Source organism: Providencia sp. Je.9.19, assembly GCF_051129765.1.
Lineage (GTDB): Bacteria > Pseudomonadota > Gammaproteobacteria > Enterobacterales > Enterobacteriaceae > Providencia.
Map to the genome: position 1 here is coordinate 22,223 of NZ_JBCPSS010000007.1, position 24,070 is coordinate 46,292.

Annotated in this window: 20 protein-coding genes; 13 read left to right on the forward strand and 7 right to left on the reverse strand. The window is 40.4% G+C overall.

Going from position 1 to position 24,070, the window contains the following annotated elements:
• Positions 1-156 precede the first annotated feature (156 nt).
• The 10 genes from prfC (at position 157) to AAZR93_RS18605 (ending at position 10,247) form a co-directional block, all read left to right on the forward strand.
• Entirely contained in the window at positions 157-1,746 is a 1,590-nt protein-coding gene (gene prfC, locus AAZR93_RS18560; RefSeq protein ID WP_294108132.1) for a peptide chain release factor 3, read from the forward strand.
• A gap of 232 nt (positions 1,747-1,978) precedes the next feature.
• Positions 1,979-2,389, forward strand: a complete 411-nt coding sequence (locus AAZR93_RS18565; protein WP_434720702.1) for a BON domain-containing protein — start codon at positions 1,979-1,981, stop codon at positions 2,387-2,389.
• A 207-nt stretch (positions 2,390-2,596) separates the two neighbouring features.
• Positions 2,597-3,694: a patatin-like phospholipase family protein gene (locus tag AAZR93_RS18570; RefSeq protein WP_294108135.1), complete on the forward strand. Its 1,098-nt coding sequence runs from the start codon at positions 2,597-2,599 to the stop codon at positions 3,692-3,694.
• Positions 3,687-4,490, forward strand: a complete 804-nt coding sequence (locus tag AAZR93_RS18575; protein ID WP_434720703.1) for a TatD family hydrolase — start codon at positions 3,687-3,689, stop codon at positions 4,488-4,490. Before AAZR93_RS18570 ends, AAZR93_RS18575 begins: the two co-directional genes overlap by 8 nt.
• A 678-nt stretch (positions 4,491-5,168) precedes the next feature.
• The gene (deoC, locus tag AAZR93_RS18580; protein WP_294108139.1) at positions 5,169-5,948 is read left to right on the forward strand and encodes a deoxyribose-phosphate aldolase; all 780 of its coding nucleotides are present in this window, start codon (positions 5,169-5,171) and stop codon (positions 5,946-5,948) included.
• 96 nt (positions 5,949-6,044) lie between these two features.
• Positions 6,045-7,367 (forward strand): thymidine phosphorylase, encoded by a 1,323-nt coding sequence (gene deoA, locus AAZR93_RS18585; RefSeq protein WP_294108141.1) that lies wholly within the window; start codon positions 6,045-6,047, stop codon positions 7,365-7,367.
• A gap of 53 nt (positions 7,368-7,420) precedes the next feature.
• The gene (deoB, locus tag AAZR93_RS18590) at positions 7,421-8,644 is read left to right on the forward strand and encodes a phosphopentomutase (RefSeq protein ID WP_294108143.1); all 1,224 of its coding nucleotides are present in this window, start codon (positions 7,421-7,423) and stop codon (positions 8,642-8,644) included.
• 75 nt (positions 8,645-8,719) lie between these two features.
• A complete protein-coding gene (gene deoD / locus AAZR93_RS18595; RefSeq protein ID WP_294108145.1) occupies positions 8,720-9,436 on the forward strand; it encodes a purine-nucleoside phosphorylase in 717 nt (238 codons plus the stop codon).
• 143 nt (positions 9,437-9,579) lie between these two features.
• Positions 9,580-9,885 carry a type II toxin-antitoxin system HigB family toxin gene (locus AAZR93_RS18600; RefSeq protein ID WP_434720704.1) on the forward strand — a complete coding sequence of 102 codons (306 nt, stop codon included), beginning with the start codon at positions 9,580-9,582 and terminating at the stop codon, positions 9,883-9,885.
• A gap of 2 nt (positions 9,886-9,887) precedes the next feature.
• Positions 9,888-10,247: a helix-turn-helix domain-containing protein gene (locus AAZR93_RS18605; RefSeq protein ID WP_294108149.1), complete on the forward strand. Its 360-nt coding sequence runs from the start codon at positions 9,888-9,890 to the stop codon at positions 10,245-10,247.
• 58 nt (positions 10,248-10,305) lie between these two features.
• Here the strand turns inward: AAZR93_RS18605 and AAZR93_RS18610 are convergent, their stop codons facing one another.
• Positions 10,306-10,806 (reverse strand): GNAT family N-acetyltransferase, encoded by a 501-nt coding sequence (locus tag AAZR93_RS18610; RefSeq protein WP_434720705.1) that lies wholly within the window; start codon positions 10,804-10,806, stop codon positions 10,306-10,308.
• 207 nt (positions 10,807-11,013) lie between these two features.
• Between AAZR93_RS18610 and AAZR93_RS18615 the strand changes: the two genes are divergently transcribed.
• The gene (locus AAZR93_RS18615; protein WP_434720706.1) at positions 11,014-12,072 is read left to right on the forward strand and encodes a hypothetical protein; all 1,059 of its coding nucleotides are present in this window, start codon (positions 11,014-11,016) and stop codon (positions 12,070-12,072) included.
• 52 nt (positions 12,073-12,124) lie between these two features.
• Here AAZR93_RS18615 and AAZR93_RS18620 read toward each other — a convergent pair whose 3' ends face one another.
• The 5 genes from AAZR93_RS18620 to AAZR93_RS18640 all read right to left on the reverse strand — a co-directional run bounded on the left by AAZR93_RS18620 (position 12,125) and on the right by AAZR93_RS18640 (position 21,070).
• Positions 12,125-14,911 (reverse strand): M16 family metallopeptidase, encoded by a 2,787-nt coding sequence (locus tag AAZR93_RS18620; protein WP_434720707.1) that lies wholly within the window; start codon positions 14,909-14,911, stop codon positions 12,125-12,127.
• Complete coding sequence (locus tag AAZR93_RS18625; RefSeq protein WP_434720708.1) at positions 14,901-16,601, reverse strand: ABC transporter ATP-binding protein/permease; 1,701 nt, start codon at positions 16,599-16,601, stop codon at positions 14,901-14,903. Before AAZR93_RS18625 ends, AAZR93_RS18620 begins: the two co-directional genes overlap by 11 nt.
• A gap of 50 nt (positions 16,602-16,651) precedes the next feature.
• The gene (locus AAZR93_RS18630) at positions 16,652-19,429 is read right to left on the reverse strand and encodes a secretin and TonB N-terminal domain-containing protein (RefSeq protein ID WP_434720709.1); all 2,778 of its coding nucleotides are present in this window, start codon (positions 19,427-19,429) and stop codon (positions 16,652-16,654) included.
• 118 nt (positions 19,430-19,547) lie between these two features.
• Positions 19,548-20,534, reverse strand: coding sequence for a FecR family protein (locus tag AAZR93_RS18635; protein WP_434720710.1), 987 nt, complete (start codon positions 20,532-20,534; stop codon positions 19,548-19,550).
• Positions 20,534-21,070: an RNA polymerase sigma factor gene (locus AAZR93_RS18640; RefSeq protein ID WP_434720711.1), complete on the reverse strand. Its 537-nt coding sequence runs from the start codon at positions 21,068-21,070 to the stop codon at positions 20,534-20,536. The genes AAZR93_RS18635 and AAZR93_RS18640 overlap by 1 nt, the downstream gene beginning before the upstream one ends.
• A gap of 181 nt (positions 21,071-21,251) precedes the next feature.
• On the opposite strand from AAZR93_RS18640, the gene AAZR93_RS18645 reads away from it, so the two are divergent.
• A complete protein-coding gene (locus AAZR93_RS18645; RefSeq protein ID WP_294108163.1) occupies positions 21,252-22,034 on the forward strand; it encodes an energy transducer TonB in 783 nt (260 codons plus the stop codon).
• Between the two features lie 19 nt (positions 22,035-22,053).
• Here the strand turns inward: AAZR93_RS18645 and AAZR93_RS18650 are convergent, their stop codons facing one another.
• Entirely contained in the window at positions 22,054-22,830 is a 777-nt protein-coding gene (locus AAZR93_RS18650; protein ID WP_434720712.1) for an AhpA/YtjB family protein, read from the reverse strand.
• 119 nt (positions 22,831-22,949) lie between these two features.
• On the opposite strand from AAZR93_RS18650, the gene serB reads away from it, so the two are divergent.
• Positions 22,950-23,927: a phosphoserine phosphatase gene (gene serB, locus AAZR93_RS18655; RefSeq protein WP_294108167.1), complete on the forward strand. Its 978-nt coding sequence runs from the start codon at positions 22,950-22,952 to the stop codon at positions 23,925-23,927.
• Positions 23,928-24,070: the final 143 nt, after the last annotated feature.

The window sequence follows — 24,070 nt, forward strand, 5'->3', positions numbered from 1 at the left end:
TTTTACAGTATCTAGATGCTTTGATTGTTTATAACCCCAAGATCTGCGAAAATATCCGCCAATTACGATTAACAAGACGGATTTGCTAAGCTAAGAGCCAAGTTTTGCCTCGCCTAATGCATGTACAAATCTGTATACAGATGAAAAGACGGTTAAATGACAGATCAGAATTTTCTACATGAAGTGAGCACGCGTAGGACGTTTGCTATTATATCTCACCCCGATGCGGGTAAAACAACTATCACTGAAAAGGTGCTATTGTTTGGAAACGCAATTCAACGTGCGGGGACAGTAAAAGGGCGTGGTTCTAATCAGCATGCAAAATCTGACTGGATGGAAATGGAAAAGCAACGTGGTATTTCAATCACCACGTCTGTAATGCAATTTCCATATCATGATTGTCTGGTTAATCTTCTCGATACCCCAGGTCACGAAGACTTCTCTGAAGATACTTATCGTACATTAACGGCGGTTGACTGCTGTTTAATGGTGATTGACTCGGGTAAAGGGGTTGAAGATAGGACACGTAAGTTGATGGAAGTCACTCGCTTACGTGATACACCAATTTTAACTTTCATGAATAAGCTCGACCGTGATATTCGTGATCCAATGGAATTGCTCGATGAAGTTGAAAACGAGCTAAAAATTGCGTGTTGTCCCATTACTTGGCCTATTGGCTGCGGTAAATTATTTAAAGGGGTTTATCATTTATTACGTGATGAAACCATTTTATATCAAACTGGACAGGGTCATACGATTCAAGAAGTTCGTATTATCAAAGGGCTAAATAATCCCGATCTTGATGTTGCCGTGGGTGATGATCTGGCTAAACAGCTGCGTGATGAACTTGAATTAGTTCAAGGCGCTTCTCATGAATACGATCACGACGCTTTCTTGGAAGGGGAATTAACTCCTGTTTTCTTCGGGACTGCACTCGGTAACTTTGGTGTTGATCATATGCTTGATGGCTTGGTTAAGTGGGCTCCTTCACCGCAACCTCGTCAAACTGATGTGCGTGAAGTGAAAGCAACAGAAGAAAAATTCACTGGGTTTGTATTCAAAATTCAGGCCAATATGGATCCGAAACACCGTGACCGTGTTGCGTTTATGCGCATCGTTTCTGGCACCTATGAAAAAGGCATGAAATTACGCCAAGTTCGCATCAAGAAAGATGTGGTTATTTCCGATGCGTTGACCTTTATGGCTGGTGACCGTTCTCAAGTAGAACATGCCTATGCAGGGGATATTATTGGTCTGCATAATCACGGAACTATTCAAATTGGTGATACCTTCACACAAGGTGAAGATTTGAAATTTACTGGTATTCCTAACTTTGCCCCTGAATTGTTCCGCCGTATTCGTCTACGCGATCCGCTGAAACAAAAACAATTACTTAAAGGTTTGGTCCAACTATCTGAAGAAGGTGCTGTTCAGGTCTTCCGTCCATTGACCAATAATGATCTGATTGTTGGTGCAGTGGGTGTGCTTCAGTTTGATGTTGTTGTATCTCGACTGAAAAGTGAATACAACGTCGAAGCCATTTATGAAACCGTTAACGTTTCAACTGCGCGTTGGGTTGAATGTGATGACGTGAAGAAATTTGAAGAATTTAAGCGTAAAAATGAGCTGAATTTAGCCTTAGATGGCGGCGATAATCTATCGTATATTGCACCAACGATGGTTAATCTTAATTTGACGAGCGAACGTTACCCCGAAGTTAAATTCCGTAAGACTCGTGAGCACTAATTATTCGCTGTAATATTTCATTTTTATATGACCCACTATCAAACAATTCATTGATAGTGGGGATCTAATAGTGATCTCTCCTTATATCAATCATCTAAAAAAGAACTTCTTCCTATTTAAGCTTTAAATTTATCAAGAATATTCTGTCTTTATATTATTTAACTTTATTTTTCGCGTTTTTTTACTTAGGCTATATTATTGGCTAATTAATAACAGAGAAAGGAAGGTACCTATGAAAAAGACAACGCTATTACGCTCACTTGGGGTAATTGGGTTGAGCTGGGCATTGTTTGCTTGTAGCTCATCGTCAGATAGCGCCTTGAAAAAGCAAGCATCCGAAACATGGGATAGCGCCGCTAAAACGGTTGATATGGCGGGCAAAGATACGGGCGATGCTATTTCAACTGGGGCTAAAAACACCGACCAATATATGGATGACTCTGCTATTACCGCTAATGTGAAAAGTAAACTATTATCCACAAGCGGTATACCAAGCAACAGTGTCTCTGTTAAAACGATTGATAAGGTTGTGTATCTGTCAGGTTTTGTTAAATCAGATGACCAAATCAATAAAATTGTTCAGGCTGTATCGACAATCAAAGGCGTCAAATCTGTTCAAAATGGTTTAGTTATTGCTAATTAATTACCTTTAGAATGTGATAATGCCTCAAAATGCTGCATACTTATTGTTCAATTTAGTTAAAATGAGCTTTCATTGAAAGCTCATTTTTGTGTAAATTATGACAGAAGTCATCACTTTCATTTGAATCACTTTATTGAATAAATCGTAGAAAGTTTCGCATTGTATTTTTAATACAAATGCTATGTAGCGTATTGCCAAAGGGTATTTATGGGAAAGCACGTATCAGTTACACTGGGCACAATTGAGCCTCTGGCGTTTTTTGATGAAATCAATTCAGGGAAAACTGCGCTTATCTGTGAAGGTGGTGGGCAGCGTGGTATTTTTACCGCTGGTGTACTGGACGAGTTTCTTATCGCAGGCTTTAATCCTTTTGATTTGATGATTGGCACTTCTGCGGGAGCACAAAATCTTTCTGCTTATATATGCGGGCAAGCTGGGTATGCGCGTCGTGTGATCACCCGTTATACAACGAACCCTCTATTTTTTAATCCACTGAGATTTATTCGTGGTGGACATCTTATCGACCTTGATTGGTTACTTGATACCATTGCCAAAGAGTTCCCTTTGCAGATGGATATTGGACTTGAAAAGATAAAATCAGGGCGTGAGTTCTATATGGGGACTAGCCGGAGCGATGATTTTTCAGCTGAATTTTTACAACCAGACGCTGATTCATGGCTTGATATTATTCGAGCATCAAGTGCTATTCCCGGTTTTTACCGCGATGGTGTCGAGCTTGCCGGCACGCTATATCATGACGGCGGAATTAGCGCGGCTATCCCAGTAGAGGAAGCTTATCGTCGCGGTGCAGATACGATTGTTGTTGTTAGGACGGTTCCTTCCCAAATGTATTTTACGCCAGAATGGGTAAAAAGAATGACTCGTTGGCTAGAAGGCGATAATAGCAACTTGCAACGTATGGCGGCAATGCTAAAAGTTCATCTGAAAAGTTACCGTAAAACGCAAGAATTTATTGAAAATCCACCAAACGATGTTCAGATATTTGAAATTTATCCACCAACGCCGCTTAAAAGTAGTGCATTGGGGAGTCGAATTGGCTCTTTGAATCAGGATTATCATACAGGAAGGCGCTGTGGGCGTTACTTTATTGCTGCTCTTGGTGCAAGTTTTGATAAACATGATTCTACTAATAATCGTTTCAGTCGGTTCATTGAAAAAAATATTTCTTATGAGCCACTAGATGATATTCCAGAACAAGATGATTTAGTGCCTGCATTAGCCAGAGAAGCAATAGATTCTATTGAGTCACAAGTACTGCAGACAAGTGAACATCGTGATGGATAAGCTTTTAAATATTGCATCTCAAAAATTTATTGATACACATTGTCATTTTGATTTTCCGCCATTTAACCCGTTATGGTCTGATAGTTTGCAGCTCGCCAATCAGGCAGGGGTGAGCGATATCATCATTCCAACCGTTAGTTTAGATAACTTTGAACGAGTTTGGGAATTAGCTCATCAATACTCAGTATTGCATGCTGCAATGGGATTTCATCCGTTATATTTAAATGTGTTTAAAGATGAGCATTTAGATGTGCTCACCGATTTTCTTAATCAAAAAAGTAATAAATGTGTCGCTATTGGTGAAGTAGGTCTTGATCTTTATATGCAAGAACCGCTATTTGAGCGTCAGAAGTTGGTTTTATCGGCACAATTAAGATTCGCCAAACAATTTGATTTACCCGTTATTCTGCATTCGCGTAAAAGTCATGACCAATTGGCTGCCATGCTTCGCCGTTTAGATGTGCCCGCTAAAGGGGTTGTACATGGTTTTGCTGGAAGCCTTTCTCAAGCGCAGGCCTTTGTTAAATTGGGGTATTATATCGGTGTGGGCGGCACGATTACTTATGAGCGTGCAAATAAAACTCGCCAAGTTATGGCTGAATTGCCCCTAACGTCTCTTTTATTGGAAACCGATGCGCCTGATATGCCTGTCTCGGGCTTTCAGGGGGAACCCAATCGACCTGAGCGTATTGCTTTAATTTTTCGTTCTTTGTGCGAACTACGGCACGAATCTCCAGACGAAATTGCGCACCAACTTTATATTAACAGTTTAGCGTTATTTCATCTGAAACAATAAGTGGCAATACCGACAAATAATTACCATGGTGAATTATTGTTTTGATTGGTTTTTTATGGAATAAGTGAATTTTTTGAATGCTTTAATGATACCAAGTTATTATCATTGATACAGCGAGTTCTGAGCTAAAGAGTACTCATCGTTTGAACATTACCTTATTTAATCCATGTAATAATTGCAGTTTTCTGTTTTATACTCGCTGCAATGGACATCATTTAATCCTTAATTCCTTGTAGAAAGGCATTTGGCCTTCCGCTTTTATTTAATTCAGTTATATTCTTTTTGGGGTTTTATATCCAATTTCAATTTTTCAACTATTCTTAGCTAAGCTAATTAATGATGTAGTAAGGTATCAAAAAGCCATTTGAGAGAATCAAGTTGAAGCTAAATAGCGTATAATGGCGATCTGATTCACACTTTTTATTTTAATAATGTAACGTTCAGTCGATTAATGTGATTTGTAGCACATAAATTAGCGCTGTTCCATGGTCAAATAGAGGCAAGTAAGCTGCTAATGGAACTGCTAGTTCTTAGAGTAACGTTACTCTAGGGTATCGTGCGGTGAGAAGGATCTCAGCTGCTTAGCTCGGAAAGAGTCCGGCTAGCATCTTTATGGAACAAGCCCGCTCGCCAACAAAGAACGTGTCGTTCTGAAGATAAACAACGTTGGAGAGTTATATGACTGATTTAAATGCGGCTGCGCAACGCGCACTGAACCTGATGGATTTAACCACTTTAAATGATGACGATACTGATGCTAAAGTCATTGCATTGTGTCATCAAGCTAAAAGCCCAGCAGGTAATACCGCTGCTATTTGTATTTACCCTCGCTTTATTCCTATTGCTCGTAAAACTTTACGTGAGCAAGGTACACCAGATATTCGCATTGCAACAGTAACCAATTTTCCGCACGGTAATGATGATATTGAAATTGCAGTAGCGGAAACTAAAGCAGCGATTGCTTATGGTGCAGATGATGTTGATGTGGTATTCCCATATCGCGCTCTGATTGCAGGTAATGAAAAAATTGGTTTTGATTTAGTGAAAGCTTGTAAAGAAGTTTGCGCCGCTAACAACGTATTACTGAAAGTTATTATTGAAACAGGCGAGCTAAAAGATGCGGCATTGATCCGTAAAGCGTCAGAAATTTCAATCAAAGCAGGCGCTGATTTTATTAAAACTTCAACAGGAAAAGTACCTGTAAATGCAACGCTAGAAAGCGCCGAAATCATGATGCAAGTTATTCATGATATGGGTGTGGCTAAAACAGTTGGTTTTAAACCAGCTGGTGGCGTGCGTACTGCTGAAGAAGCTGCACAATACTTAGCATTAGCAGGTAGAATTTTAGGTGATGACTGGGCCGATAGCCGCCATTTCCGTTTTGGGGCATCAAGCTTACTGGCGAGTTTATTAAATACTCTCGGCTTTGATACTAAAAAATCAAGCAGCAGTTATTAATCACCATTGCAATTTTACGCGCGCTATTATTCGCTATTAAAGTTGATAGCCGCGTAGTTATTGCCGATAAATTCTATTTGAATTGAGGAGTATATCGTGTTTTTAGCGCAAGAAATTATTCGTAAAAAACGTGATGGTAAGTCATTAAGTGAAGAAGAAATTCGCTTCTTTATTAATGGCGTGCGTGATAATTCGGTATCAGAAGGTCAAATCGCTGCATTAGCGATGACGATTTATTTTAATGATATGACTATGCCAGAGCGTGTCGCATTGACACTGGCTATGCGTGATTCAGGTACGGTACTGAATTGGAAATCATTAAATCTCAATGGCCCATTGGTTGACAAACATTCAACTGGCGGTGTCGGTGACGTAACTTCGCTTATGTTGGGACCAATGGTGGCTGCTTGTGGCGGTTATGTGCCGATGATTTCGGGGCGTGGACTAGGTCATACAGGTGGTACGCTGGATAAACTTGAAGCTATTCCAGGTTTTGATATTTTCCCTGATGATGCGCGCTTTCGTGACATCATTACCAATGTCGGCGTGGCGATTATTGGTCAGACAAATTCTCTGGCTCCGGCGGATAAACGCTTTTATGCAACGCGCGATATTACCGCAACCGTTGACTCTATTCCTTTAATTACGGCTTCAATCTTAGGTAAAAAACTTGCCGAAGGTCTGGATGCATTAGTTATGGACGTCAAAGTCGGTTCTGGCGCATTTATGCCAACCTACGAAAAATCAGAGCAACTGGCTGAATCTATTGTTCAAGTGGCTAATGGCGCAGGTTGTAAAACAACAGCCTTGTTAACAGACATGAATGAAGTACTGGCCTCAAGCGCAGGTAATGCAGTTGAAGTTCGTGAAGCGGTACAGTTTCTAACAGGTGAATATCGCAACCCACGTTTGTATGAAGTGACCATGGCTCTTTGTGTTGAAATGCTAGTATCAGGTTCACTGGCTGCCAACCGAGAAGAAGCGCGCCAAAAATTACAAGCAGTACTGGATAACGGTAAAGCAGCTGAGATCTTTGGTCGTATGGTTGCAGCACAAAAAGGTCCAAGTGATTTTGTTGAAAATTACAGCAAATATCTACCAACAGCAGTGCTAAACAAAGCTGTTTATGCGCCAAAAGACGGTATCATCACACAGATGGATACCCGTGCGCTCGGTATGTCTGTTGTAACTTTAGGTGGAGGACGTCGTAAAGCGACAGATCCTATCGATTATAGCGTTGGTTTAAGTGATATCGCGGCTTTAGGCACTAAAGTTGATACGCAAACACCTCTTGCAATTATTCATGCTAACAGCGAAAAAGCATGGGAAGAGGCAGCTAAAGAAGTCCGTGATGCGATGATTATTGGTGATAAAGCGAGTGAAACAACACCAATGGTATATCGTCAAATCAGCGAATAGACAATTTAGGTTCAAGCAGGTGTAAAGGCTTGCTATACCGCAGGAGAATAAATATGAAACGCACATTTATTATGGTTTTAGATTCCTTTGGGATCGGTGCTGCACATGATGCAGATAAATTCGGCGATGTAGGTGCAAACACACTTGGTCATATTGCAGATGCATGTGCTCGTGGTGAAGCTGATATTGGCCGTAAAGGTCCATTGCATTTACCTAATTTAACTAAACTCGGTTTAGGTAAGGCAGGGGAAGAATCTTGCGGAACATTCCCAGCAGGTCTTGATCCTAACGCAGAAATTATTGGTGCATACGGCTATGCGAGCGAAATTTCCTCAGGTAAAGACACACCGTCAGGCCACTGGGAAATCGCGGGTGTACCTGTGTTATTCGATTGGGGCTATTTCAGTAATGAAGAAAATAGCTTCCCACAAGAATTGCTTGATACATTAGTTAAAAGAGCAAATCTTCCGGGTTACTTGGGTAACTGTCACTCATCAGGTACCGTTATTCTTGATCAACTGGGTGAAGAGCATATGAAAACCGGCAAACCGATTTTCTATACCTCTGCTGACTCCGTATTCCAGATTGCTTGTCATGAAGAAACGTATGGCTTAGACAAACTGTATGAGCTGTGTGAAATTGCACGTGAAGAGCTTACCAAAGGCGGCTACAACATTGGTCGTGTCATTGCGCGTCCATTTGTTGGCGACAAAGCGGGTAACTTTGCACGTACAGGTAACCGTCATGACTTAGCCGTTGAGCCACCAGCACCAACAATGTTGAAAAAATTAGTTGAAGAGAAACAAGGTGAAGTGGTTTCTGTTGGTAAAATTGCTGATATTTATGCCCATGTTGGTATTACCAAAAAAATCAAAGCAACCGGACTTGATGCGCTGTTTGATGCAACAATTGAAGAAATGAAACTGGCTGGCGATAACACTATTGTTTTCACGAACTTTGTAGATTTCGACTCATCTTATGGTCACCGTCGTGATGTTGCAGGCTATGCTGCGGCGCTCGAATTATTTGACCGTCGTCTACCAGAACTAATGAAACTAGTTAAAGAAGATGACATTCTTATTTTAACTGCTGACCATGGTTGCGACCCAACTTGGCCGGGTACTGATCATACACGTGAGCACATTCCTGTTCTCATTTATGGTCCAAAAGTAAAACCTGGTTCTTTAGGTCATCGTGAAACTTTCGCGGATATTGGTCAGACTGTGGCTAATTATTTTGATTTATCACCAATGGATTATGGTAAATCAATGCTCTAAGCATTTAGATTTTAAATTAAGGTGGGAGACCACCTTAATTATTTTAATTAAATTTATTATTTAAAGGGAATAAAAATGGCTACTCCACATATTAATGCTGAAATGGGTGATTTCGCTGATGTTGTTCTAATGCCAGGCGACCCATTACGTGCGAAGTATATTGCAGAAACCTTCCTTCAAGACGTGCGTCAAGTGAATAACGTACGTGGCATGCTAGGTTTTACTGGTACCTATAAAGGCCGTAAAATTTCTGTCATGGGTCACGGTATGGGTATTCCTTCTTGCTCTATTTACGCGAAAGAATTGATTACTGATTTTGGTGTAAAAGTGATTATTCGCGTTGGTTCATGTGGCGCAGTGATGGATGACGTTAAACTTCGTGATGTTGTTATCGGTATGGGGGCATGTACTGACTCTAAAGTTAACCGTCTGCGTTTTAAAGATCACGACTTTGCCGCTATTGCTGACTATGATTTAGTGCACAATGCAGTAGAAGCTGCAAAAGCGAAAGGTTCTAATGTCCGTGTGGGTAACATTTTCTCAGCGGATCTTTTCTATTCGCCAGATCCTGACTTTTTCAAAGTGATGGAAAAATACGGTATCTTAGGTGTGGAAATGGAAGCTGCGGGTATTTATGGTGTTGCTGCTGAGTTTGGCGCACGTGCACTGACAATTTGTACTGTTTCAGATCATATTAAAACTGGCGAGCAAACTTCATCAGAAGAGCGTCAAACTACATTTAATGAAATGATTGAAATTGCATTAGAATCAGTGCTGTTAGGCGATAAATAATTTTTTATTCAAACCTAAATTATTTTGTAAGAATGCCACGTTAAGCGTGGCATTTTTTATGGCGCAAATAAGATATGATTGAAGTTAGTCCCAAAATGGGATTTAATATTGAGTAAGTCCCATTTCGGGACTAAGCTAGCAAGATGAAAATCATCTCTATAAAAGCGCTAAAAGACTTTTGGGTAAGGTATCCTGAGTCAGAACAACCTCTGAAGGCATGGATAGATGAAGCAATTAAGGCAAATTGGAAAAACCCTTCAGAAATCAAAGGAATGTATTGTAGCGCAAGTATTTTGAAAAATAAGCGAGCGGTATTTAATATAAAAGGAAATTGTTACCGGTTAATTGTGGCTATTGCATATCAGCGTGGATGGATATTTGTTAAGTTCATCGGAACTCATAAACAATATGATAAAGTTGATGCAGAAACGGTGGATTTGGAGTCATGATAATGAAAATTAAACCCATCAGAACAGAACAAGATTATGAAGCGGCTCTGCGAGCGGTTTCTCCGATGTTTGATAATGAGCCAGAGCTAGATACCCCAGAGGGGGATTATTTTGAGGTGATGTGTTTACTCATAGAAGAATATGAAAAGGAGCATCATCCTATTGAGGCGCCAGATCCTATCGAAGCAATAAAATTTCGTATGGAGCAACAAGGGTTGACGGTTAAGGACCTTGAATCTGCGATAGGTAAAGCCAACCGAGTATATGAAATTTTGAATGGAAAACGTAATTTAACGCTTCCAATGATCCGCCGGTTGCATTGCCAATTTGGTATTCCATTACGTAGTTTAGTGGGTCTCTAATATTTCTTAATAATAGTTTTATGCCACACTTAGCGTGGCATTTTTTATGGCTTAAATTTTAAGCTCGTTTCTTGATGCGGCTCATCATGACTGCATCAACATATTGCCCATCACGAAAAGCGTAGTCACGCATTTTCCCTTCAAGCTCAAAGCCGAATTTTTCATAGAGTCCAACACCGCTCTCATTGGTGGCAAAGACTTCTAGTTCGATACGGTGGATGTTCAGCCAATTATCACAGTAATCGACCATCACTTGCATTAGCTGAGAGCCGATACCTTTACCTTGATGCGCTTCACTGACTGTAATGCCAAAAGTCGCGACATGTTTACGTCGAGCTTGACTGGCTTGGTTAATTACTAATAGCCCAACAACCTTATTATCAAGCATGGCAACAAATTGAGTAACTAGCGGATCATTTGCCCCTAATCGCACTTCCCAGGTTTTTTCTGTTGGGTAAGGTAGCTGTAAGGTATTGGCATAGGCCGAATAGTCGGCATGTATTTGGGTAATTGCAGGTACATCGTCCAAGGTTGCTCTGCGGATGGTAATGTTATTCACAACATGCCTCTTGTTAGTTATTTTTGATATCAATATTAGTCACATTAAAGCGATTAGCTGTCAACCGATAGTCATTGGCGTCATGAAAGGCTTTGTAAATTGAGTAACTAAAAATAATACAACAATCGCTATCTGATATCACAACATAATAAAGGAATATATGATTTTTATGATATCGCATTCAGTAATTTATTAAGGGGAATTATTATGCTTGGATCAGTGAGTAAACAATTTTTGGCTAATAGTACAGAGGTCAAAAATAATATGCTGGACATCACCAGAAAAATTAAAAAAAATTTCACTAAAAAAATAAAAAAAATTAAGCAAACCCCAAAAATATTGCTTCCAATATTAAGGGGGAATAATAAAACTAAGGCTAATGACATTAAACAGGTTGATATTCCTCGTCAATGTATATTGAAAGATAATAGTAACATCCAGCTCAGACCTGAAGGAAATACGTATAAAATAGAATTAATTAATCGGCCGGTATTACCATTGTTAATAGAGGCTTTTTCCAGTCCAAATGAAATTGAAAATAGCTTTTATCGATTTTTAAAACAGAATGAAGTGGATAGTAAAGATATTTATTCAATTAAAAAAATAGTTGCTCAAATGAAAGGTGTGAAATCGTCGGATGATGTCGTTATTAAGCTTTATGATTTGTGTGAAATTTTATCAGATAAAAATAAAAAATACGTTACAAATAAGTTTATTATTAGTTATTTAGAAGAACCAGCGAGGATAGAGGAAAGCAAGCAAAGTACAAATTTAAGTTATTTGTCTCCACTCCCAGCAAAAACACTAACTATAGAGCCTCAACCGATTGATGTTGCTGATAAGTTATATAGTAAATTAACTGAAATGATTTTCAGTATGAGTCGGCAGCATGATATTTTAGGTGAATTATTAGCGGATTTCCAAGCGAAAATTGATAGTTTAAAGCAAAATGAAACCGCTGAAACATTTACTTTAAAACTAAAAGAGTTATGTAAAAAGGCCTATTCAACTCAGTCAGACTTTGTGTTTGAGAAAATTAAGATTAGTTTTAGCCAATATATCGATGTGGAAAGTGAATTAATTAAATTTAATACCATATCAAATGTTATAGACGATACGATAACGGGTACTGTACCCAATAATATTAAAACTAAGCTTAAAGGTATAATGAAGCGTTTATTTAATACAATCGAGTGGCAGATATTTTATGCAGTAAAAAAAATAAGAGAAATATATTCAGATATGAAAAAATCATTTCATAGCTAATTTGTTAAAGAATAGCCAACACTATTTTGTTGGCTATTCTTTTATTTAATGGTTATGGCGTCATCATAAAGACTTTACTGTTTTGCCCTAAATATTGACGTGCTAAACGGTTAATATCGTCTACTGACAATTGACGGATAATCCCTTGTTCTTGGTTTAACCGTTGATATTGCTTATCATCAGAAGCTATTTGTGCCAGAGCCTCAGTCCAGTAACCCGAACTATCTGTGACTTGTGCATTTTCAGTCAGCCAGATATTTTTGGCTTCTGTCAGTTCTTTTTCTGTAATACCTGATTGGCGTATTTGCGCAATAGTTCTCTGTGAAATTTGGATCATCTCATCAGCGCGTTCTGGGGATGTAGTAAAGTTCAGGCGAGCAAAATAGTAAGGTTGTGGTTTTTTTGCCAACATCTGTGAAAAACCGAGGGCATAGATACCACTGGCTTTTTCACGTAATTCACCTCGTAAACGTTGACTGACAACAGTATCAAGAAGTTGCATCGCAAGCTGATCTTGCTGTGTCCATTGTGCAGGTGCGGCAAATTGCATACTCACCATACTTTTATCACTGCTACTGATAGGATAGCGTTTATCAAAGCTTGCCATTTTTGGCATGATCCCTTGGTCGCGCCAAGTTAATTTTTGGTTACTGGCAGGGATAGAGGCAATCCATTGTTCTAACAGTGGTTTTAATTCACGAGTATTGACGGCACCCGTGATCACTAAAGTCATATCTGCGGTTGAAGTCAACAGCTGGCGATTTGCTTGCTGTAATTGCTGCGCAGTGAATTGATTCCAACCACCTTTTGGATTAATCACCAGTAATTCGCCATGGTTGTAGCTTTCCAAATTAATATTATCGAGGAAAGTACGTTCAACCGGTGTTTTTGACAGGTTCAATGCAAAGGATTGTTTTTGCTGCTCCAGTTTTTCACCGCTAAATTGTGGCGCAGTTAGCTTCAAGTGCAACAGTTGTAATGTGGTTTCTAAGTTATCGACTGGCGTTTTACCACGATAACCGTGGGTAAGTAGTTCACTATAAGGACGCAGCGAAATCTGATTTTGTTTTGCCAGTAATGCGAGATCACGGGCACTGTAATTGCCGTAACCACTACTTTCAGGTAATTTCAACGCCCAGTCTGTCAGCCCTGCGGTTTGTGCAGTTTCTAAAGAACGGCCACCCGGAAGTTGTAAATTGAATTGAATGTCTTCTTTGAGATTTTTATCTGCTTTAACAATTACCTGAATACCATTACTTAATGTCCAGTGCTCTGTTTTCGCAACGGGCAGTGAAGACTGCTCAACGATAGACCCTTTTACAACGCTCGGTAATTGCAATTGAATCGCTTGGGAACGCAGGGTAAATGGTCCTGGAGTGCTTTGACGAATGCGCTGCCACTGGGCATTAAACGCGGCATTGTCTATTGCTGCGGCATCAGTATCAGGTCCAATTAACGCCAGACGAGGAGAGGCGATTTGCAGAAATTTAGCGATATGCTGCTGTAAGTCTTGTGGCTTAATGTCTTTCATCAACTGATAGCTATTATCGAGCTGTTGGCGCTTGTTCCACATTGGCATATCGTATTCAAGAGCGGTAGTCACTTGGCCTGCAAGATATTCATTACTGTAGCGCTGTTCAGAAGCGGCTTGCTGACTCAATTTTTTTAACATGGCTTGTTTGACACTATCGAGCTCTTCTTGTGTGACAGGCTCTGTAGCAAGTCGCTGTAATTCAGTAAACAGGATCTCGGTTGCTCCGGTGTAATCATTCCCTTTAGGGTGAATAATCATTAATTGTTGTAGGCGTTGATTATCTAACATTGCCCCTTGTTCATTAATACTGATTGAGGGGATCAAGCCGTTATCAACCATTACTGAGAAACGTTGATTTAAAATCGCGAGCCATAGGTTATCGAGCAAGTCATCAGTTTGACCAAGGCGGGTATTTAATGGTGCGCTGACGTCTTTTTGCAGGGAAAACTGTACGTAGCGAGCGCCTTGCTCTTTATCGAATACTCCCTGAACTAACATATTGGTTGAGCCTGCAAAGGTTTTCCATTGCGGATCGTCTTGTGAGATTTTTTCAGGTTTTGGTAATGCAAATAGGGTATTAACTTCATTGCGTACTGATGATGAATTAAAATCACCAATAACAATTAAAGTCATGCGCTGAGGTTGATACCATGTTTGATAGTAATTTTTGGCTTGTTCAATCGGAGCTTGGCGAACAACATCTAATGAGCCGATAGGGTTGCGATTAACATAGCGACTGCCGTGGTAGCGTAGTTTTTCAAGACTATCATTGATGCGAAATCCCATACCTTGGCGTAGGCGCCATTCTTCAACAATGACAGGTCGCTCTTTCTCAAAAGCATCTTGATCGAAGGTCATGTTAGATGCCCAATCAGCCATTACCTGTAAACTTGTTGTTACCTGTGCTGGCGTGGCTTCAGGTAAAGAAAGCTTATATAGCGTAGTGTTTAAACTGGTAATCGCATTGACATGGCTACCTAACTTTAACCCTTGTTGCTCTAGTTGTTTAAAGCCGGTAGTACCTGGGAAATGTTTAGTACCTTTAAAGGCCATGTGCTCAGTAAAGTGCGCTAAACCGAGCTGTTGCTCATTTTCTTGTATCGAACCGCTATTAACCAATAAACGTAATTCAACACCGGGTTGACTACGTTGCAGCAGGTAAACTTGTAATCCATTATCTAATTGATAATGTTGAATATCGCTACGAACGGGCAAAAGAGTCTGTGAGTTTTTACTGATAGAACTGCTCGCGCAGCCTCCTAGCAGCAGACCAATAAATGTCGCTAACGTGATTTTACGAAGCATATTCTGGTGTTCCTGTTGATAAGTGGGCATTAAATTCAGATAGATCAATTTGCTGTTCAGCCAGTGAGGAAATAAAGCGTTGATGGCTGACTAAAACAATCGCACTTTCATGAAGTTGTGCCTTTAATAAAGCGATTAATTCTAATGCGCTATTTTCATCAAGGGCGGATGTGGTTTCATCTAAAAGTAACAATTTAGGGCGATTGAGTAATAAACGAGCAAACATAATACGTTGTTGCTCACCGCCGGAAAGTCGGTTATTCCAATCGGTTTCTAATGTAAGTTGATGATGAAGTTTTTCCAGCCCAACTAAGGTCAGTGCATATTGAAAATCAGCAAGGCTAAATTTAGAAATAGCTTGCGGATAGGCTAATAAACTATCTAAGCGGCTAATAGGTAAATAAAGGCGTTGCGGTATCCACATTACGCTATTGGTTCGTGAAATATCACCAGAGAAAAATGGCCAATGACCACTTAGCGTACGTAACAATGTCGATTTACCGATGCCTGAACGACCTGAAATTAACGTCAATTCACCTTGTTTAGCGATTAAGCTAACATGATTAATTAGTTGTCTATTGTCGGCCGTTGAAACGGTTAAATTGGCGCTTAAAGGTATTGAGTTTTCTTGAATTTTGACTTCAGAATTTTTATCATTTTCAAGTAAAATCACAAAATTATACAGACGCGAAACCGTCGCTTGCCATGCTGCAATTTCTTTATAGGCAAAAATAAACCAACCTAACGACGTTGCCACGCTGCTGAAGGCTTGGCGTAATTGCATCAAGCCACCTAACATAATTTCACCCGCAAGAAATTTAGGAAGTGCTAATAAAACAGGTGCTAATGCTGTAACTTGTTGATATCCCACCGTGTAAAATGACAGATTTCGTTCACAGCTGATTAAGCGATTCCAGTTACCAATGATTTCACTAAATCGACCCATCAGCTCTTTTCTATCTTGATTTTCACCGCGTTGACCTGCGATAGCATCTCCGTGCTGGCGGCAGTTAATCAATGAACTACGATAGTCTGCTTCACGGCGTTGTTTATCCATATGCAAACGGCGTAGTGGAAATCCAATCCATTGAGTCAGTGCAATACCAATAATGGTGTAAATAATACAAGCCCAAAACATATAACCCGGAATGGTCCAATCACTGCCAGAAAAACTAAATGTCAGACTACCTGATAGTGTCCATAAAATTGCGGCAAAGGACACAAGGGTTAACATGGAATGTAAGAAAGTGACTAATAAATTTAAGGTAGATTCCACTAATAAGCGGATATCTTCTGCAATACGTTGGTCAGGGTTATCAGGCTCTTGGGAAGTGAGCCTGAGCATGTAGTGCTTGCTGTTAGGGGAAAGCCAGCGACCAAGGATGAGTTCAGTCATGCCTTTACGCCAGCGAATAACAAGCATTTGCTTGAGGTAATTTCCCATTACTACTACGAATATAAGCCCACTGACCAATATCACAAAGTATTGCAATAGCCCATATAGCGCTTGTCCATCAAGCTTTTGCAGTGAGTTATAAAAGTCACCATTCCACGCATTCATTTTGACGTTGAACCAAACCGATGTCAGGGTCAGGCCAAGAGAGGCGAAAAGCAGTATCCAGCAGAAAAGGGCAGCACGCTGCCCCCAAAAAGGTTTAACTAAATAGAAAAATTGTTTTAGTGTCTTCATGACGCCTATTTCTTTTTTGTTGTTGCTCACATTGTTATTTTTGTACTGAATTAAAGGTCGTAATTAACCTGTAACCAGAACTGACGGCCTGCATCGTAAGATTTCAAGGTTCTGTCTTCGAATACAAAGCGGTCGGCAATATTTTTATTATTCAACACATTATTGACTTCAACAGAGAAACCGAAGCCATAGGCGAAGTCAGGTTTCCAGCCGAGGCGAGTATCCCATGTGTATTTGCTAGCAAAGTTTTGCTTAGTGTATTTACGTACTTGACCCACTTCAGGATCGAAATAGTAAGAGTTGTCATAGCGAACGGCTTGGCTACGTGCTCCCCACCATTGCAAGCGGTTATACCAAGTCACATCATATTCATCCCAGACACTGGTTAACTCTAAATTAAGCTTAATAGGTGAGTTGAAACTGGTTGATGGTAGTTTTGAGGCATCAATAACTTTGCCGTCGTACCAGACTTTATTCAGGTTAACTTTATTGGCTGGATCATAAGCGGTATAACCCGCATCTTTCGGTGTGTTACTTTCACTTTGCTGCCATGTAAAGGAGGCGGTCATGACATGGGACGCATCTGCCCATTCCCACGGCTGGGTGTTACTTGCTGATAATGTCACTGTGTCGTGTGAACTGCGGCCACCGTTATCAAAGGTACGAATACTGCGTTTATCTGCATCACGAGTATCATATTTTGTTCGGTTTCTAACTTCGTCATAACCTTCACGATGGACATACTGCAAACGCCATGTGGTTGACAATATTTCTTGTTGCAGTGCAAGTGTTAATTCATCGTTATAAGGGGTTTTGAGTGATTCTAGACCTTCATAATCTTTTTTGTTATCCCAATTATTATTGTCTAGGTTCAAAGAGCAGGGATCCCATTCACTGCCATTACAATTTTGCATGCCACCATTTTGTGCACCATACAATGCATAAGTAAGCATAGAACGACCATAATAACGGTTAGCGCCCGCAATTATTTGTGTTTTACTATCACCAAAAACATCATAGACGCCACTTAAACGCGGGGCAATATTGGTGCGGTTAACAAAGTCATCACGGTCAAGGCGAATACCTGGGCGAAGAGTTAATTTGCCATATTGAATGCTATCGTCGAGAAATATTGCGTAGTTAGTGTAATCTGCGGAGTATGAGCCTTTTTGAAAGCGATTAATATTAGTTAGGCTACCACTATAATCATCTTTAATGAGATTACCTGAATAGGTGTAGCGAAGATAATCTTGATCACGGACATAAGTCCCTTTGGTGTAATTTACTTCAGCACCCATCGTTGGCTGATGAGTGAGCCCTAAACCATCTTCTAACGAATTAAATCGCATAACAGTTTTTAGCCCATGGGTTTTCTGCTTAGATTCTAAATCACCAAGCCCACCGCTATTACGTTCTGTCATGCCGAGATAATTCCAGTCATCATCAAATTCGATAGCTCTGACTGTTAGTGAGTATTTTTGGTCATTTTTACGATCATCTTTTAAATCTTGGGTATTGGCGGTAACTTCTAATTGACCAAGATCCAATTGTTGTTTGAATACCGCAGTAAAACCAAGCCCATCATGAGTTGAATCATATCCAGAGTTACTCACGGAAGATGAAAATAGACGGCTGTCGTAAGAGGCATAGTTTGCGGATAAATCTAATGAGCTCTTCTCGGATAAATCAACTGAATATTTTAAGAAGTAGTTATCAGAGGTGCGACGTTGATTTTTCTTACCTGAATCTGAAAAAATGGGTTCGATTGAATTATTTTCAAGGACAAATGCCTCTCCGCCAGTTACCGTCATCGGTATTGTTGAACTACGGCGTGATGCAGAGAAAACTAACCCTGAATTTTCACTCACACCAAGCTCGAACCAACCCCCAAAATCACTTTTGTCGAAGCGGTTTTGGAAACGGGCGGGATTAGCTGTATCATTTTTAGTTGTATCAATGCCTTGAGATGAATCGTGGAATAAATTGTTCCAACCAGAGCGCGTTAAACGATAATAAGCATGAGCACTATTTTCACCCTGCCAGCGGCGGCTATTAACTTCGACCGTTCCGCCCGTAAACCCACCGAATTCGACAGGAATATTATTGTCATATACCGCCATGCTATCAATCAGGCGGCTATCAATGTAAATCCCTTGATCGCCACTGCTTAGGCGAGTTGACGTTTCCCCCAGACCACTGTCTGCGGGGTCAAAGTCATTGTTGAAACTGACGCCATCAAGGCGATAGGCATTTTGGTAGCTACTAGAACCATGAATGGAAATACGGGAAGGTTTTATTTCCCCTTGGTTCATTGAGTTACTATCATTATTGGCAAATTGTACCGCCGGGTTTGTCTTCATCAAATCAGTAATATTGCCGTCACCGGTATTTTTCTGACTAATTTCTTCTGAAGTTACGTATTGTGGGGCTGACATCACATCCGTTGTCGGGTGGTTTTGTACCACACCAGAGACTTGTGTTTCAGGAAGTACCAATGTGCCTTGGTTTAAATTCTGAGGACGAATAACGAACACACCATTTTCATTAACCAGTTCTAGCCCGCTACCGATGAGTATTTTTTGTAATGCGGTTTGCGCGGTATAGTTGCCTGATAATGCAGGTGCTCGTAAGCCATTGAGTTGGCTTTTATCATAAAGTAACTGTAACTGTCCTTGAGTACTGATTTGTGAAACCGCAGTGGCTAGCGATTGTTCCGGTAATGAGAAAGACTGTTCTTGCGCAATAGCGGATTGGCAAACTATTGCGCTACTGACAGCCATCGACAGCGCAAGTGGTTTTAACCGACCTTGTGTAAACTGAATAGACATGCGTATCCCTTATTCTTAAGCTGCACAAAAAGTGTGCTGAAAATTGCCAAATAAAATAACAACTGCTTAAGAAGAGGGTGAAATGAGAACTATCCTCACCTGCAAATGAAAATATTTTTCATTTATTTTTTTTGTTCTGGATAATCAATATATTATCTTTATCTTTATAAACGACTTCAACGGGTAATAGCGATGGAAGGGCTTGGAAAAACTTTTCTGGCTGACGTAAATTGATACGGCCAGAGATTTTACTGTTGGCGAGGGTTGGGGGAGATAACTCAATATTGGCTGAAGAATAGGCATGAAGTTCACGTAAAACATCTGCAAGCGGCTTATCAATAAAGACCAATTCACCGAATCGCCATCTAGCAATATTTAACGGCTCGATATTATTGCGAGTAATTTTGCTGTTGATACCTGCGCTAGTGGCGCTTTCGCCAGCTAATAGATAAATTGCTTTTTGATCATTCGCACTTTGAAAGCTCACAATGCCTTGACTGACATTGACGGAGACTTGCTGGCCTTTTTTATCGACTTCAAATTCAGTTCCTACGACTTGAATTCGTCTTTCGCTTGTTTGAATAACAAAAGGGCGATAGGGGTTGGATTTTACTTTGAAGTATACATTTCCTTCATCTAAATAGAGATTTCGGATCTGTGTTTCATAGGCAACTCGAATACGTGTCTGGCGATTAAGAAAAAGCTGCGAGCCATCAGATAACGTCACTTCTTTTGGGGAGTCAGTGGCGACGAGAGTCATATTGTTGAGCAACATGGCGGGCAAATGGCTATAGGGTAAAAATAAAATCGCTGCAATAAAAAAAGCCGCGAGTGTATTTCCAAGGGGACGCCATAAACGAAAAAAATGACGTTTTGGGGATATCAGCTCCACAGAAGTAGGACGCGGCATTGCATCAAAGTCACGCCAAATACCTGCGATAGCATCATAGGCTTTGGCGTGTTCAAGAGATGCACTCAGCCACAATTTGAACTGCGTTGATTCTAAGGTGGTTATGCGCTGGCTGTGCATACGAGTAAACCAAAGCGCCGCCTCTTCATCAATGCGTTCCGCGTCATCTGACTTTTGCGAAGGGGTCTGTGTCATTAATTATTATTGCCCTGATTATCAAGGTGTTTTTTACAATGTACTAACGCAGCCGCGATGTGCTTTTCAACCATACTGATCGAAATTTCCATGCGTTCTGCAATCTCACTTTGAGACAATCCATCAAAACGGTAAAGCAAAAAGGCTTCTCTACGACGAGGTGGCAGTAAATCAATGGCTTCGCCAAGTCGTTGTATACGTTGTTGATGTTCTAATATTTCACTGGGATCTTCTTGCGTTTGTTCAAAATTATGCTCAAGACCAATATCATCGATAGAGGTTTCTGATTTACTTTGGCGTTGATTACGGCGCCAGTGGTCAATCAAAACATGATTGGCAATTTTGAACAAATACGCACGGCTCTCTTTTATCGGAGATTGCTCTTTACGATTAAGCCATAGTGTAAACACATCCTGTGATAAATCATCTGCATCATTGCTGTTATCTAGCCGATTGCGGAAAAAGCGGACAAGTTGGCTATAAGTTGACTGATATGCACCGCTAATTTTTCGGGCAAGGGATTTATCATTCGTCATTTTGCTGGTGTCAAAATAGTGAAAGAACACAATTAATGTGTCGTTAATAATCTGCTCAGATTACTTTATCTATTAAATCAATAAGTTATTTTAATTATTGTAAATGCAGTAATAATAATGAATATCATTTTTGTTTGTATTATGCCTATAATCTACAAAAAATAAAGTCGTGAGGCAAAATATGAGCAGTATTGCGGGCAAGTTAGAAAGCCCGATTTTCCGTCCTTTGGGCGGTTTGTTTTTAAGTATTCTTTTTCATGGAACGCTAGCAGTGATTTTAGTTGGCTGGTTCACGTCAACAATTCCAAAAACAGGGGTATTGCCGCCTGCCATTTCGTTGCAGCTTGGCGTGTACCAACTGGAGCAACATGCAGAACCCGAAGTTAATCATGCGCCTAAGCAGCAGATGGTGACTCGTGAAGAAACACTGCCTGAAGTAGTTGAGAAGATAGATAAATTGCCACAGACGCCCCTTGTGGATAATGGTACTTTGACCAAAGTCAGCGAGAAAAAACGCCCACCCAAAAAGAAAATTCCACAGGAAAAAAAGGTTTTTGAAGATGCCCCTGTGACCACTCAAGAGTCGGCGGTTACATCAATGCCTACCTCGGGGAGCGCATCAAGTAATAGTGCTAATTTTTCCAGCAATTCTTCTGCGGCAGTGAGTGGTCAACAAAGTTGGCATAGTGAAGTTCATCAACGATTAGCTAAAGCCAAGCGTTATCCAAGAGCGGCTCTACGTTTTCGTTCAACGGGGGTTTCTCAAGTCAAAGTTACGGTTGATAGTAAAGGCTTAGTGATTAACGCCAGTTTGATGAATTCATCAGGTACTAAAGTGCTTGATAAAGAGGCCTTGGCAACTATCTCACGCGCAGCGCCTTTTCCTATCCCACCAGAAACATTGCTGATCGATGGGAAAGTTGAATTTATCGCGCCTATTGTGTTTGATACCAGCACTATCTAATCAGGGGGCAACCCCCTGTTTAGTCGCTAGAAGATGACGGTTTAGTGGGTTTTGTTTTTGGTGGCGATTTTCTTGGGTTGTAAGGTCTTGGGTCTTTTTTACGTCTTAAATGAGGCGTTCTTTTCGGTGGTGCTTTTTTATCGCCTTGTTCCATATTGTCAGCCTCTTCATCACTTTCTTCATCATTGGCTTCATTACTGACCACTAAAGGTAACGGCAGGCTTTGGCCTTTCTTTTTCTTTAAGCGAAATAGTGTGTTTGCCAAGACAAAACCAATGCAAAGCGCCAATAAAATAAAAATACGTAGGACATTTGTACTGTTATCAGCTTGCTGAATTTCGGCGTTGAGTAGCTCGGTATCAATCGTTAGACGTAAGTGCCCTTTGGGTTCTTTATCTCCAAGAATAGGTACAACTAATTGATACTGAAAATTTTGCAGTGATTGATTACCGTCAATCGCGAGTCTTTCCCGAACAGTGGTAGGTTCTCCGACTTGCGTAATTAAGGTGCCGCTGGCGCTATAGATACTGGCATCTAAAATGTATTTATCTTTTGCCACGTTATTTAAATTGGCATTAATTCGCTCTAAATTAAAATCTTTGCTGCCGGGAACAATATAATCGGATAAGCTGAAAGCCACCTGCTCTGCTAAAACATGAGTTAACTGCTTGAATTGTTCAACTCTGCTTTGGTTTTGGCTATAACCTAAGTATGAAACACCATGCATAAGCAAGGTCACTAACGCAATGCAAATAACAATAATCACTGTTTTGTGTCGCTTAAAGGTAAGTTTCATTAGGCATCGCACTCTTTGTTTATTTTCTGGCTCTATGTTGCCAGAGGTTATGCAGATAGAATAGTTTTGTAACACATTTTTATTATAAAAAGTTATGTCGATTACAGGAGCTAATTTTCATGTCAACGAGTTTGACCTATTGTTATTTACCCGATGAAATTCAAAAATGGCCTGGTTTGCCGCTATCCCTCAGTGGCGAAGAGGTAATGCCTTTAGATTATCGCGCAGGTGACAGTGGCTGGTTATTATATGGTCGTGGTTTAGATAAGGCACGTATTAGTAATTTTCAGCAGCGTTTAGGTATTGCGATTGTTATCGTTTCTTCTTGGCGTATTGATGATTATCAAGTCGTTAGAATTGCCGGCAGCATTACGCCTAGGATCAAAAAGCTCGCCGATGAATGTTTATTGGATGTGGTGCCATTAGGTTTAATTCCACGTTTACGTTCACCAGGTATCTTGTTGATGGACATGGATTCAACGGCAATCCAAATTGAATGTATCGATGAAATTGCACGAATTGCGGGCGTGGGTGAACAAGTTGCAGAAGTGACTGAGCGGGCAATGCTTGGTGAGCTTGATTTCACTGAAAGTTTAAGAGCACGAGTAGGTTTACTGCAAGGTGCAGACGCATCAATCCTTAATCAAGTGCTAGAAACACTGCCTTTAATGCCCGGGCTGACCAGTTTAGTGCGTAAATTACAAGCAATGGATTGGCATATCGCTATCGCCTCAGGGGGTTTTACTTTCTTTGCTGATAATTTACGTCAACAACTTAAACTCGTCGATGCCGTTGCCAATCAACTCGAAATTAAAAATGGTAAATTAACGGGTAAAGTTAAAGGGCCAATTGTTGACGCTAAATTTAAAGCGCAGGTATTGGTAAAGTTGGCAGAACGTTTAAATATTCCAATGGAGCAAACCGTTGCCATAGGCGATGGTGCTAATGACCTGAAAATGTTACGTAAAGCAGGGCTAGGGATCGCTTATCACGCAAAGCCAAAAGTATACGCAAGGGCGAAGGTTGCTATCCGTCATGCAGATCTTATGGGGGTGTTGTGTGTGTTAAGTGGTGGGCTCAAGCACGAGGAACGCTAAAATACTCGTCATAATTCATGCTGTGGCTGTGTTGGCTGCACTCGGCTACTCGGGTCACATACTTGTGTATGCTCCCCGAGCTATCCTCGTTTGCCGCCTTGCCACAGCATGAATTATTTAGAGTATTTATTGATTAGATATAA